Genomic DNA, 13892 nt, shown 5'->3' on the forward strand with positions numbered 1-13892 from the left:
GTGGCAGCGGACGCGCGAACCGTGACCGCGACGCGCCGGAAACGACCACCGGACCGGACAATTGACCCCACCGCTCCCAGGCGCTGCTCCCGATCCGTCCTAGTGCGCCGGAAAGGTTCACCTGATCGTCGTCGGGAGCAGGCACGCCGGACCCATAAACTTGACGGCCGTGAGCCTCTCCATCGGAATCGTCGGGCTGCCCAACGTCGGCAAGTCCACGCTGTTCAACGCGCTGACCAAGAACGACGCGCTCGCGGCGAACTACCCGTTCGCGACCATCGAGCCCAACGTCGGCGTGGTCGGGGTGCCCGACCCGCGGCTGGAGGTGCTCGCGGAGCTCTTCGGCTCGCAGAAGATCATTCCGGCGACGATGGAGTTCGTGGACATCGCCGGCATCGTCAAGGGCGCGTCCGAGGGGCAGGGGCTCGGCAACAAGTTCCTCGCCAACATCCGCGAGACCAACGCGATCTGCCAGGTCATCCGGGCCTTCGAGGACGCCGACGTCACGCATGTGGACGGTGACGTCGCCCCGTCCCGCGACATCGAGACGATCAACACCGAGCTGATCCTGGCCGACCTCCAGACGATCGAGAAGGCGCTGCCGCGTCTCGACAAGGAGGCCCGGACCAAGAAGGACAAGGAGAAGCTCGCCGTCGTCGACGCCGTCAACGCCGCCCAGAAGCTCCTGGACGGCGGGGTCACGCTCTTCGCGGGCGCCGCGGACGCCGGGATCGACCTGGCGCTGCTGCGCGAGCTGCACCTGCTCACCGCCAAGCCGTTCCTCTACGTCTTCAACCTGGACGAGGAGGAATTGCCGGACGAGGCGGTCCGCGCCCGCCTCCGCGACCTCGTCGCGCCCGCCGAGGCGATCTTCCTGGACGCCAAGATCGAGGCCGAGCTGATCGAGCTGCCCGACGACGAGGCGCTGGAACTGCTCCAGGGCATGGGCCAGGAGGAGTCCGGCCTGTCGCAGCTCGTCCGGATCGGGTTCGCCACGCTCGGCCTCCAGACGTACCTGACCGCCGGTCCCAAGGAGTCGCGGGCCTGGACGATCCGCAAGGGCGCCACCGCGCCCGAGGCCGCGGGCGTCATCCACACCGACTTCCAGCGCGGCTTCATCAAGGCGGAGGTCGTCTCGTTCGACGACCTCACCGGCGCCGGGTCCATGGCGGCCGCCCGCACGGCGGGCAAGGTGCGCATGGAGGGCAAGGAGTACGTCATGCGGGACGGCGACGTGGTGGAGTTCCGCTTCAACGTCTGACGCCGTCCCCTCGCGTGCCCTCGCCGGAGCGTCGGCGGGGGTACGCGGCGTGACCGGGCGGACACGGCGGGTCGAGAACGGCGTCCCGGGACGGACGGGGCGGGCCGGGCGGGCGTGTCGGGGGGTTGTGCAGCGATTGTGACGGGTGTTACATGTGATGTTGGAGAACGTCCATGAGCTGCGCGTTCTACGGTGATATGTCCCGTGAAGGATAGTTTGCCGGTTTCATTCGGGAAGAGATTGCGGTCGTGTTCGCCACCACGTCACCAAGCACCTTCCGATCCGAGGTGCTTGTCCGGAACGTCCTAACGCGCCTCGTTCGGAGGCTGGGGTAGGGGATCGTCACCGTTTGGCAATCTTCCCTGTTCCTGCTGAGGTGGATTGCATTATCCACAACCGCGTGCCGGGGCTGGGCTTCGCTGCGATGCGCTGGAACAATTGACGCTCGTGGTTACGCTGGGCCCGGGGTGGGTTCAGAAAGAGGCCACCAGCACAGGACCAGGCACACATGACCGCGCCGACCGGGGGCGAGGCGCGAGCGGAGGCAGGATGGCTCGCAGGTCGGCCGTTGCACGCGGCCGTGACACCGCCGTAGTCGAGGAGACGGCGGCGCCCGGCCGGGCGCTCGCCATGCCCGCCGCCGACCCCTGGGACGCGGCGGACCGCGACCGGCGCCGCGGAGGCTCCGGCGGCTCGCGCGGCGGGCGCTGGGGCGGTTCCGGCGGCCGCTGGTGGGTCTGGGCCGGACGCGCCGTGCTGTGGGCCGTCATCCTCGTCATCCTCGTCAACGGCATCCGCGCGCCGTTCGAGCGGTTCACCGCCGACGACACCGCGTCCCCCGGCACCGCCCAGAAGCCCGTGAAGGGCGTGCAGTTCCCGAGCAGCTCCGCCGGCGCGTTCGCGCTCCAGTTCGCCAATGTCTACCTCAACTACGACCAGAAGAACGCGCCCGCCCGCGAGGCGCAGCTGCGCACTTTCCTCCCCGACGGCGCGGACGCCCAATTCGGCTGGGACGGCGTCGGAACGCTGCAGGTCCAGTCCGTCCAGGTCGCCGGAGTCGACGTGCGTGACGCCGGCAACGCCACCGTGACGCTGCTCGCCCGCACGGCCGACAAATGGCTGCGCCTCGCCGTTCCCGTGTACGCCGACGGTGCCGGTTCGCTGGTCGTCTCCGCCCGTCCCGCCCTTCTTCCCCCGCCGACCAAGGCCCAGCTTCCCCAGAGCGGCGTCCAGGACCGCGACACCGCGCTCGAGGCCGAGCTGCAGCCCTTCCTCGGCACCTTCTTCCAGGAGTACGCGACCGGCAACCAGGCCGCCCTGTCGCGCTTCTCCGACGGGACGACCATCGCCGGGCTGGCCAGCTCCGTGACGTTCGTCCAGGTCAAGGAGGTCGTCGCGGCGAAGGGCTCCCCGGGCGAGCGCACCGTCACCGCGACGGTCGTGTGGCAGCTCACCGTCGGAGGAGGAGGCCAGCTGGAGCAGACCTACCAGCTCGCCATGGTGAAGAGGGGGACGAAGTGGCTCGTCCGAGACATTCGCGGCACCACGCAACCGAACGCATCATGAGAGGCCGCGACATGACCCGACCGTGCAGATCAGCCCCCGCCGACCAAGGAAGGTAACCAGTCGATGCTGCACCACATCATGGCGTCGATTCCGCACGAGATCCTGGCGGCGCCCGAGAACGACGAACTCAAGACCGACCAGCTCGCGGACTGGCTCCGCCAGATTTTCGGTCCCCTTTTCCTGGTGATCGTCTCCATTGTGGCGATCTTCTTTCTGTTCACGCGCGAGATCACGCGCTTCGTCCAGTTCATCGTGCTGGCGATCGGGATCGGGGTGGTCTTCTACGTACCGAACATCATCGAGACGACGGCCAAGGCGATAGCCAAGGCTTTGGGAGTGGACATCACCTGATCTCCGTACCGGCGGACACCGAGGTCGGAGGGCCCCGCGCGGGGCCCGGCAGTCGACACTGTGCTTGCACAGTTAGGGAGTAGGGGCGTGGATCTACGCACGTACACGAGCATCTGGCGCATCGAGAAGCGGCTCTACAAGCTGTACGACCTGCGGCTTCCGATGCCACTGCCGCTGGTCCAGATCGGTGTGTTCGCGGGCGTGTTCGTCCCCTGGATCGTGCTGCTGAAGGTCGCCGGAATCCCCTTCGAGTCACCCTGGCACGTTCTCTACATCGTCCCGCCGGGCGTCCTCACCTGGCTGGCCACCCGGCCCGTCATCGAGGGCAAGCGGCTCACCGAGCTCCTGCTCTCCCAGGGCCGCTACTTCGCCGAGCCCCGCACCTGGTGCCGCCTCACCCCGATCCGCGAGCCCCGCGAGGTCGTCATCGTCGCCCGCGTGTGGCGCCGTCCCGGTGCCCCGGCGCCGGTCGCCGCCTACGAACGCGCCGCGATCAAGTCCCGCCGCAAGCGCAAGGCCGCCGAGGCGGCGCCCGCGCCCGAACCGGTGCCCGCTCACGAGCGGATCCCGGCCGTCCTCGGCCAGAGCCCCGCCGTGGCCTCCGCGCCGCAGCCGCTCGCCGAGTACGCCGCCCAACGCGGCCCGCAGGCGACACCGACCCCTGCGACCCCGATCCAGGCGCAGGCCCCCGCGGTCCCCGCCGCGCGCAGCGCGCCTCCCGACGTCCAGGTCGCGCGCGCCGACCTCCACGTCGCCACCGCCGACACGCCACCCGCCGAGGCGCCCGTCACCGGCGTACCTCCGGCCGAGTTCGTCGGCCAGGACGCGCGCGCGGGCCACCGCGTCCCCCCGCGCCAGCCCAAGCCCTGGCGCCGCACCACCCGCGACATCTCGCACGAAGACGACGTCCTCGTGGTGCACCAGGAGATCGAACGCCCGCCCGCGACCCCCCAGCTGGAGACCCCCGGCTCCGGCAAGCGGGCCCTGGCCTCCGGCGTCCGCCGCCCCGGCGAGCCCGCCGAGTTCTGGCAGGCCACGCCCCCGGCACCCACGCGCCCCGACATCCCCCAGCAGCCCCCGGCCCCCACCGCGCGGCCGACCACCGAACGTCACGGGGACGCGCCCGTCCAGCAAGCCGCCCAGGCCCCCGGCCCCGCCGACACGCAGCCGCCTCAGGCCGCACCACAGCAACCCGCCGTGCGCGCCAGGCAGGAAACAGCGCCGCCCCCCGAGCCCGCGTCGCCCGTGAGCAGTGCCACCGCGCCCGCCGATGAGCGGCAGCGGGCACGTCAGGAGTCCCCTGTCCCAGGCGACGGCGAGAACACCCCGCCCCTGGGAATCTCGATCGTCTCCGCGTCGCCCTCGCCGAACGCCCAGGCCACACCCGCCGGTGAGCAGCCGCGCCAGGAATCCGACCAGCCCACCGAAGAGAGGGCCCCCGCCGCCGAACCGTCTGCGCAAGAGGACGCCCCGCAGCCCGAGCACACGGCCGCCGAGAGCGTCCCCGCACAGGAGCCGCAGACGCGACCAGAAACGGGTCAGACGGCCCCGGACGAGGGTTCGCCTCAGGACACCCCCCAGACACCTGCCCCCACCGTTCCCGTGGCTCAGGAGGGTCCGGTGCCGCAGGAGCCTGAGGCCGAGGAGGCGCCCTGGCCTGTTGACGCTCCGGCGGCCGGTGCTTCTGCGCAGCCTTGGGCGGCGGCGGCGCGTCCGTCGCAGCCTGCTGGTGGTGAGCCGGGGGACAGGAAGGTTGTGGGGGTGGGGAACCCTTCGACGCCTGCTCCTGCTGTTCCTGTGGCTCAGGAGGGCCCTGGGCGACAAGAGCCTGAGGCCGAGGAGGCGCCCTGGCCCGTTGACGCTCCGGCGGCTGGTGCGTCTGCGCAGCCGTGGGCGGCGGCGGCGCGTCCGTCGCAGCCCGCTGGCGGGGAGCCGGGGGATAGGAAGGTCGTGGGGAACCCCTCAGCGCCTGCGCCTGCTGTTCCTGTGGCTCAGGAGGGTCCGGTACCGCAGGAGCCTGAGGCCGAGGAGGCGCCCTGGCCTGTTGACGCTCCGGCGGCCGGTGCTTCTGCGCAGCCGTGGGCGGCGGCGCGTCCGTCGCAGCCTGCTGGTGGTGAGCCGGGGGACAAGAAGGTCGCCGGGGTGGGGGAGTCTTCGCGGCCCGCCCCCGCGCGGCCCGTGATCGTCCCGGACGAGTCGGTGCGGCGGATTCGTCCGCAGCGCGGCCCCGACACCCCGGCCCCGGAACGGCAGCCCGACACTCCCGCCCCGGAAAGGCAGCCCGACGCCCCCGGACAGGAACGGCAGCCCGGCATACCGGTGCAGGAACGGCAACCGGGGCCCCCGGCGCCGGTGACGCGGCCGGACGTGCCGATGGTCCCCGGGGCCTTCGGTGCCCGGCCTGCCGCCGAGCGGCCGCAGCCCCCGGCGCCGCCCCGCAAGGAGCCGCCGAAGCCGTGGTCCAAGGGACTCTCGAACCCAGCACGTCCGGCCCCCGCGGCCGGGCGCCCGCAGGCCCCGGCCCCGGCGCCCCAGCAGCCGCCGTCTCCGCAGGGGCCACCACCGCGGGCGATGCCCCCGCAGCCGGTACAGCCGCCCGCGGTGCCGCCGCCCGGGCCGCCCCCGCACGCGGTGCCTCCGCCGACGCTGCCCCGGCAGGCGGCACCTCAGCCGCCGGCGCCGCCGCATGCCGGGCCGCCGCGTCCGATGGCGGTCCCGCCGCAGGCGGACGAGCAGGCACCACCGCGGGAGGTCCGGTCGGGCCCCGCCTCGCCGGTGCGGCCGCGTCCGCTGCCGCCGCCGCCCGCGCCGCCGCCGTCCGGTCCCGCGATCACACCGCCGGACCCCGAGCACGAGGTGACGACCGGCGGGCTCCGGCGGCTCATCCAGGCCGTCGGCGGCGGGCACGGCGACGTCGACGCCGAGTACCAGATGCGGTTGCAGCAGCCGTTCCACGGCACCCGCCACATCGTCGTGCTCGGATGCACCGGCGGTGCCGGGCAGACCGTGACCTCGCTGATGCTCGGCCACACGTTCGCGCAGCACAACGGCGAGCCCGTCGTCGCGATCGACGTGAACCCCGGGCCCGGGGCGCTGGCGCGGCGGACGCGCAGCGAGACTAACGAGACGCTGACCGGGCTCATCGCGCGGGCCGACCAGGTCGGCAGCCTGACCGCGATGCGCCGGTACACCTCGCAGGCCAAGTCCGGCCTCGACGTGGTCGCGGCGGGCAAGAACCCGCTCCAGGCGCTGGACGACCGCGACTACGCGCTGGCGATCCGCACCATCGACAGGTTCTACTCGGTGACGCTGCTGGACGCGGCGGCGGCCGTCGTCGCGCGGGTGCTGCCGTACGCCGACCAGATCGTGCTGGTCGCCCCGGCCAGCTCCGACGCGCCGCGCGCGGTGGCGATGACGTTCGAGTGGCTGGACGGGCACGGATACGAGGAACTGCGGTCGCGTGCCGTCACGGTCATCAACGGCGTCAGCCGCCGCAGCATGGACGACGTCGAGCAGGCCGAGGCCGTGGCGCGCGGCCGGTGCCGGGCCCTCGTCCGCATCCCGTGGGACGATCACCTCAGCATGGACCGCGCGCCGCGCAACGAGCTGAAGTCGTTGCGCGCGCCGACACGGCGTGCCTATCTTGCCCTCGCCGGCGTGGTCGCCGGCGGATTCACCGTCGTGCCCGAGCGTTACCAGGAGTTCCAGCAGGAGCAGGAGGCCACCCGATGAGCGCCCCCCGCGGGCATCGAGCGGAGCGGAGCGGCACGGCGCGGCCGGGCCTGGCCGGCACGCCTGATGTTGCTGACCGTCCGGAAGGCAAACACTTTCCCGGCCAACCCTTCACCGGCCGGCGCGCACCGGGACAATCAGTGGTCGGGAGGACGGCATGAGCAAGTCCAGCCGGCTGGCGGTGCGGTACTTCGACGACCGCGTGCTGCTCACCGACAACGCGGCCTGGGCGTACTTCCGTCTGCCAACGGTGTCGTACGAGTTCACCACCGGTGAGGAGCGCGAGGCGCTCGCCACCAACATCACCATCGCGCTCGCGGGCATCCGCATGCAGGACGCGGAGGTGCACCTCAGGATCGCGCACCGGACGTATCCGGCGGCGGAGTGGGCGCTGGCGCTGGACCGGACGTCCGACGCCGGATCAGGGTGGCGGGAGTACCTGGAGGAGACCTACGCGCACGTGTGGGCCAAGGACTTCTGGACCAAGGAGGTCTACCTGGGCGTCCGGCTCGGGCCGCGGGGAATGGGCGCGCACCTGTCCGGCGGGGTCCTGGCCCAGTTGCTCGGGTTCTACAAGCGCAGCGAGAGCGTCCTCGGCGTGAACGACGACGCGGTCGACAAGAAGGAGATCGGCCGCTGGACGGAGCAGGCCGAGCGGATCGGCCGCGCCCTAGGGGCGTCGGCCCTCTACGCCCGGCACGCCACCTCGACCGAGGTGGCGTGGTTGTTCCAGCACGCCGTGACGGGCTCGCTGGCCGACCCGCCGCCGTCCGCGGTGCCGCGCCGGACGTGGGGCAAGGGCGAGATCGAGTCGCTGGTGGAGGGCGCCATCCACAACGGGCGCTCGTACCTGCGGGTGGAGCAGCCGAACTTCACGGGGGCCGGTGGCGGCGCGACGGCCGCGTCCTACGTGGCGTACCTGTCGTTCGCGCGGTTCCCCGACGTCATGCCGTTCCCCGACGGCGAGCCGTGGTTCCACTACGCCGACGCGCTCCCGTTCCCGGTGGAGATCAGCGCGCGGATGAAGCTGATCCCGCCCGCCAAGGCGTCCAAGGACGTCTCGCGGAAACTGGCGCACGCGCGGGACATGGACCAGCACATCCGGGAGGCGGGCGCGGAGGCGCCGATCGCGCTCGCGGAGCAGATCGACGCGGCGCGGATGCTGGAGCACGGCATCACCAAGGAACGGCTGCCCTTCGTGTACGGGTGGCACCGGCTGATCGTGTCCGCGGCGACGGAGCAGTTGCTGGCCCAGCGGGTGGACGCGGTGGTGGAGCACTACCGCGACATCGGCATCGACGTGGTCAACTCGACCGGCGACCAGTTCTCGCTGTTCCTGGAGTCCCTGCCCGGCGACCGGATCCGGCTGAACGCGTACGCGCAGCGGCAGCCGCTCCGCACGATCGCCGGCGGGATGCCCGTCGCGACCGTCGACCTCGGCGACCGTCCCGACGAGAACGCCGAGGGGTGGATCGGCCCCTACATCGGCGAGACGCTGGGGCGGGCCCGGTCCATCGTCCACTTCGACCCCCTGGTCGCCGCGGCGCGCAACCGCCCGACGGCGGTGGCCGTCACGGGGGAGCCGGGCGGGGGCAAGACGACGCTCGCGCTGCTGCTGATCTACCAGATGGCGCTGCGGGGGGTCACGGTCGCCGCGATCGACCCCAAGGGCGACGCCGAGTCGCTGGTGGAGCTGCTGAAGGCGCGGGGACGCAAGGCGCGCACCCTGCCGCTCGGATCGGCGGCGCCCGGCCTGCTGGACCCGTTCTCGTTCGGCGACGACCTCGCGGCCAAGAAGACGATGGCCACCGAGACGCTGCGGCTGCTGCTGCCGAGGATGTCGGAGGAGCGCGAGTCCGCGATGATCCAGGCGGTCGGCGCGGTCGCGAACGCCGACCGGCCGTCCCTCGGGCGGGTCGTCGACTACCTGGAGGCCGCCGCCGACCCGGCGTCCAAGAACCTCGGCGCGGTGCTGCGGTCGATGTCGGAGATGCGGCTCGCGCGGCTGTGCTTCGACCCGTCCGGCGGCGAGCGCATCGACAGCGCGGGCTGGACGACCGTGTTCACGCTCGGCGGCCTGACGCTGCCGGACGTCGCGATCTCCCGCGAGGACTACTCCTACGAGCAGCGGCTCTCCGTCGCGCTGATGTACCTGGTGTCGCAATTCGCGCGGAGGCTCATGCACGGTCTCGACAGGCGGCTCCCCAAGGCCATCTTCCTGGACGAGGCGTGGGCCATCACATCGACACCGGAAGGCGCCAAGCTGGTGCCGGAAGTGTCGCGCATGGGGCGATCCCGCAACACTGCGTTGATCCTGGTCTCGCAGAACGCGGGTGACCTCTTGAATGAGCAGGTGACCAACTGCCTGTCGTCGGTTTTCTGCTTCCGCTCCACCGAACGCGTCGAGGTCGGCAACGTCATGTCGCTCCTGGGGGTCGAGGCGTCCGACGAGCACAAGGCCGTGCTGCGCAACCTCGGCAACGGCGAATGCATCTTCCGTGACCTCGACGGCCGGGCGGGACGGATCGGCGTCGACCTGATCTCCGAGGAACTGCAGCGTTGGCTGGACACCAACCCGACCCGGCCCCATCCGGGTCCGTCCGAACTCACCACCGCGGGGGCCGAGGTCGAGGAGGTCCGTCGATGAGGAGTCCCCGCGACCGGATGGCGCGCCTGCAGCGCTCACCCGGTGAAGGGCTCGATCTCACCAGCCGTCCCGGCGCCCGCCGCCGTGCCCGCGGCACCCGCCGGAACCGCCGCCGTTCCGTCCTGTTCGTCATGGTCGTGACCCTGTTCATGGTCGGCCTGTCGCCGATGGCGGGTGCCGGGCCGTTCGGGTCGGATCCGTGCCGTCCGGCGGACACTCCATCCCCGGAGCAGTACGGGTCGGGGACGGACGGGCTCATCAAGCCGCCCGACTATCCCAGCGAGAAGCTGAGGAAGGCGCCGGTCGAGCAGCTGACGTACTACGACCGGTACGGGACGGCCGGGCAGAACTGGTACGCGGTCGACATGGGCTGCTCGGACGCGATGGCGATGATGGGCAACGCCCTCGCCAACACCACGTTCACCCTCGTGCGGGCGATCGACCGGACGACGATCAGCGTCTACCAGGCGGCGGCGTCGGAGTCGCTGCTGGGCTGGCTGAAGGACACCGTCGACGGCGTCATCAGCGGCATGGGCAAGACGTTCAACGCGCGGTACTGGTCGTGGGTGGTCATCCTCGGGGCGATGTGGCTCGCCTGGTGGGGGCTCGTCCGGAGGCGGGCGAGCAAGGTCACCGAGGGCGTGATCTGGATGGTCGCGGCGATGGTCGCGCTGATCTGGCTGGTCGCGCGGCCCGCGGACTTCACCACGCTCGGGACGAAGGTGTCGGAGGCGACGAGCGCGGCGTTCAACGCGGCGTTGCCGCAGAGCGACACCAAGGGCGGCACCTGCGTCCCGCCGCCCGCCGGGAAGCAGGATCCGGCGGCGTCGGCGAACCTGGACGCGACGACGCGCAACGCGAACGGGCTGTGGGTGGCGCTGGTCTGCAAGCCGTGGCTGCAGGGCGAGTTCGGGACGACCGACCCCAACGCCAAGATCGTCAAGGACAACGCGGACAAGCTGCTGTGGTCGCAGGCCGTGGACATGCCGGAGACGTACGGCGGGCAGAAGGTCGATCTCGGCAAGAAGTCGGACGCCTACAAGGACGTCACGAAGGACATCAAGGAGAACCATCCGGGGAGCTATTCGCTCTTCCAGGGCAAGAACTGGCAGAACCGGCTCGCGGTCGCGTTCGGCGGGCTGTTCGCCGCGCTGGTCGCCGGGCTGCTGATCATGGTGATCGCGATCGCGCTGATCGTCGTGAAGATCGCGTTCCTGCTGCTGCTGGTCGCCGGGCCGATCTTCCTCGGCATCGGGATCCATCCGGGCATCGGACGGGTGATCGCCGTCCGGTGGCTGGAACTGCTGCTGTCGATGCTGCTGAAACAGGCGGCGCTCATCGGGGTGCTGTCGCTGCTGTTGTGGGCGTACGGGCTGATCCTCGGCGAGACGCTGCCCTGGGGCCTGCAGATCCTGCTCATCGCGCTGGTGACGTTCGCGGCGTTCATCTACCGCAAGCCGTTCCAGCACCTGTTCTCCGCCGTCGGTTACTCGGCGGTCGGGGCGCGCGAGAAGAGCGAGACGCAGCTCGACAAGTCGGTCGCCGAGGCGCGCCGCAGCACGACCGCGGTGGCGGGCGCCGTGGTGCCCGGCGCGGCGGGGTACCGGCTCGGCCGCTGGGCCAAGCGCGAGGCGACGTCCGAGGCCGGTGCCGCGGGCGCGCAGTCCGACGTGCCCGCGGGCGCCGGTGTGACCGCCGACCGGCGGGCCGGTGTCGCCGTGGCCGGGGCGGGGGACGGGCCCTCGCCCGGGGAGGCGCCGGTCCTCGCGGCCAAGCCGCGGACGGCGGGCGCCGCGGCCGCGCAGGGGCGTTCACGGCGCGGTGCGCCTCCGTTGAACCTTCCGTCCCGCGCGGGTTCCCTCAGCGACACGCACGCCGACGCGAACGGCACCTCCGCCGCGCGTCCCGCGGGCGTCGCGGGTGCTGGCGTCGCAGGCGCGCGCGCGGGCGGTGGTGCCGGTGCGGGTGGTGCGGCTGCGGCCGGTGCGGGCGGCGGGAAATCGTCGTCGGGTGCGGGCTCGGGCAAGGGCACCGTCCGTCCCACGTCCTGGACAGGACGCGGCGGAGGCTCCGACGTGACCGCCGGATCCGGAGGCGGCTCGGGCGGTAAGGGCTCCAACGGCCGCTCGGGCGGTTCTGGTGGATCCGGTGGATCCGGTGGATCCGGAGGTTCGAGCGGAGGCAATGGCGGCGGGAGCGGGGCCGGTGGCGACTCGGGAGGCGGTGGCGGCTGGTTCGGTGGTGTCGGACGTTCGTCCGGTTCCGCCGAGCGAGGGCGCGGGCGGGCCGGAGGTGGATCCGGCGGTGACTCGGGCTCCGGCGGCGGCTGGTTCTCCGGCGGCGGTTCGTCCTCCGGCGGCTCAGGAGGTTCCGGCGGTTCCGCAGGGGGATCCGGTGGTGGTTCCGGTGGCGGCGCACCTGCGGCCGACCCGGCGTCCAACGTCCCCAAGCCGCGCGGCGGCGCCGGTGGCTCCGGTGGCGGGCAGGGCCCGTCCGCGGCACCCGGGCCGGGCGGGCGGCAGCAGCCCCCGCCGCTGTGGGGCGGGAAGCGCGGGTCCGGAGAGGGACCGCCGATCCCGTTCTGGCTCCGTCCGGTGGAAGGCCCGTCCGGTGAGGCGGATCGGGACGAGTGATGAACCTGAACGACCGGCAGCGCAAGGTCCTGTTCGCCGGGCTTGTGGTGGCGCTGGCGCTCGTCGGCGTGTACCTGACGGTCGCCTCTCCCGGCGACGAGCAGGACGATCCCTCGGACCGTCCGAGCGCCGCCGTCTCGGCCACCGCGGGTCCGACCGGCCCGGCGTCGCCCCCCGCGGGCATCCACAGCGCCGTGAACCCGGGCGACTTCGACGTGTACCGGCTGCTGCCGTTCTCCCGGCAGGAGTTCGCGACGGCGGCGGACCTGGCGCAGCGATTCGTCGCCGCGTACGGGACGTACCGCTTCGACGAGAATCCGCAGGCGTACATCGGGCGGCTGTCGGGACTCGTCACCGACGAGCTGCGCGGCGAGCTCGCACGGGGCGCGGCGGCGCCCGGCATCCTGGACGAGCGCCGGCAGCAGCAGGTCGTCGCGGTGGGGTCCTCGACGCTGGACCGGGTCCGCGACATCGAGGACAACTCGATCATCTTCCTGGTGACCGGGAAGCAGCAGATCACCAGGGCGGGCAAGGACGGCGCGGACAGCAAGCAGTACGCCGTGACGGTCGCGCGGGACGGGGGATCCCTGAAGGTCTACTCCTTCCAGCCCGCCGAGGCGGGCCAGGCGGGCGACACGGGTGATCGGGGATGACCCCCCGGCGGCTCATGGCGGTGGCGGCCCTCGGCGTCGCCACGGCGGTCTTCATAGCGATGATCTTCGTGCCCGTGCTGTTCGGCGCGAGCCAGTTCATGTTCGGCGGCGGCGTGGGCGGCGGCTGCGTGGACGTCTCCCAGGCGAACGCGCAACCCGCCGCGGCGACGGACGCCAGGGCGATCCCCGCCGACTACCTGGGCTTCTACAAGAAGGCGGGCGGCCAGTACGGCATCCCGTGGAACGTCCTCGCGGGCATCGGGAAGGTCGAGACCGGGCACGGCACGTCCAACCTCCCGGGCGTCAAGAGCGGCGAGAACTACGCGGGCGCCGGCGGGCCCATGCAGTTCCTTGCGCCCACCTTCAAGGCGTTCGCTGTGGACGGCGACAAGGACGGGCGCAAGGACCGCTACGACCCCGCCGACGCCATCCCCACCGCCGCCGCCTACCTCAAGCACAACGGCGCACCGCAGCGGATGCGTACCGCGATCTTCATGTACAACCATTCGTGGGACTACGTGAACCTCGTCCTGGACTGGGCGAAGAAGTATGTCGGCGGCGACTTCGAGGTCGTCCAGTCCAACGGCGTCGAGTGCCAGGACAACGACCTCCCCGCGAACGCCGGCGAGCTCGTCCAGAGGATCATCGCGTTCGCGATGGCGCAGCGCGGCAAGCGGTACATCTTCGGCGCGACCGGCCCGGACGCGTGGGACTGCTCCAGCCTGCTCCAGGCGGCCTACCGGTCCGCCGGGGTGGCGATCCCCCGGACGACGTTCGAGCAGTGGCCGTTCGGCGTGAAGATCGCCAAGGGGAAGGAGCAGCCCGGCGACCTGGTGTTCTTCAACTCCGGACCCGGCACCTCGTCCAACAACCCCGGGCACGTCGGCATGGTGATTGGCGGCGGGAAGATGGTGGTGGCGAGCTGCTCGACGTGCGTGCCCAACATCGGGGTGAAGCCCTACAAGCGCTCCGACTGGGTGGGGACGACGCGTCCGCTGGCCCGCAAGGACCTCCAGAAGAAGCTTTCGGAGCTGGCGGCCCAGTAGCGC

The 13892-nt window shown here is 72.0% G+C and carries 8 protein-coding genes; all 8 read left to right on the forward strand.

What is annotated here, in order from left to right; genetic code table 11:
• The first annotated feature begins 169 nt into the window (after nucleotides 1–169).
• The 8 genes from ychF (at nucleotide 170) to AGRA3207_RS29090 (ending at nucleotide 13889) form a co-directional block, all read left to right on the forward strand.
• Nucleotides 170–1261: a redox-regulated ATPase YchF gene (gene ychF, locus AGRA3207_RS29055; RefSeq protein ID WP_231330244.1), complete on the forward strand. Its 1092-nt coding sequence runs from the start codon at nucleotides 170–172 to the stop codon at nucleotides 1259–1261.
• Nucleotides 1262–1810: 549 nt separating this feature from the next.
• Complete coding sequence (locus AGRA3207_RS29060; RefSeq protein ID WP_231330245.1) at nucleotides 1811–2827, forward strand: conjugal transfer protein; 1017 nt, start codon at nucleotides 1811–1813, stop codon at nucleotides 2825–2827.
• Between the two features lie 63 nt (nucleotides 2828–2890).
• The gene (locus AGRA3207_RS29065) at nucleotides 2891–3178 is read left to right on the forward strand and encodes a hypothetical protein (protein WP_231330246.1); all 288 of its coding nucleotides are present in this window, start codon (nucleotides 2891–2893) and stop codon (nucleotides 3176–3178) included.
• Nucleotides 3179–3265: 87 nt separating this feature from the next.
• Nucleotides 3266–6910, forward strand: coding sequence for a conjugal transfer protein (locus tag AGRA3207_RS29070; RefSeq protein WP_231330247.1), 3645 nt, complete (start codon nucleotides 3266–3268; stop codon nucleotides 6908–6910).
• Between the two features lie 157 nt (nucleotides 6911–7067).
• Complete coding sequence (locus AGRA3207_RS29075; protein WP_231330248.1) at nucleotides 7068–9557, forward strand: ATP-binding protein; 2490 nt, start codon at nucleotides 7068–7070, stop codon at nucleotides 9555–9557.
• The gene (locus AGRA3207_RS39955) at nucleotides 9554–12190 is read left to right on the forward strand and encodes a type IV secretion system protein (RefSeq protein ID WP_273699957.1); all 2637 of its coding nucleotides are present in this window, start codon (nucleotides 9554–9556) and stop codon (nucleotides 12188–12190) included. The genes AGRA3207_RS29075 and AGRA3207_RS39955 overlap by 4 nt, the downstream gene beginning before the upstream one ends.
• Nucleotides 12190–12843, forward strand: a complete 654-nt coding sequence (locus tag AGRA3207_RS29085; RefSeq protein WP_231330250.1) for a conjugal transfer protein — start codon at nucleotides 12190–12192, stop codon at nucleotides 12841–12843. Before AGRA3207_RS39955 ends, AGRA3207_RS29085 begins: the two co-directional genes overlap by 1 nt.
• On the forward strand, nucleotides 12840–13889 hold the full coding sequence (locus AGRA3207_RS29090) for a C40 family peptidase (protein WP_231330252.1): 1050 nt from the start codon (nucleotides 12840–12842) through the stop codon (nucleotides 13887–13889). The genes AGRA3207_RS29085 and AGRA3207_RS29090 overlap by 4 nt, the downstream gene beginning before the upstream one ends.
• Nucleotides 13890–13892 lie beyond the last annotated feature (3 nt).

It is taken from the genome of Actinomadura graeca (assembly GCF_019175365.1).
Taxonomy (GTDB): domain Bacteria; phylum Actinomycetota; class Actinomycetes; order Streptosporangiales; family Streptosporangiaceae; genus Spirillospora; species Spirillospora graeca.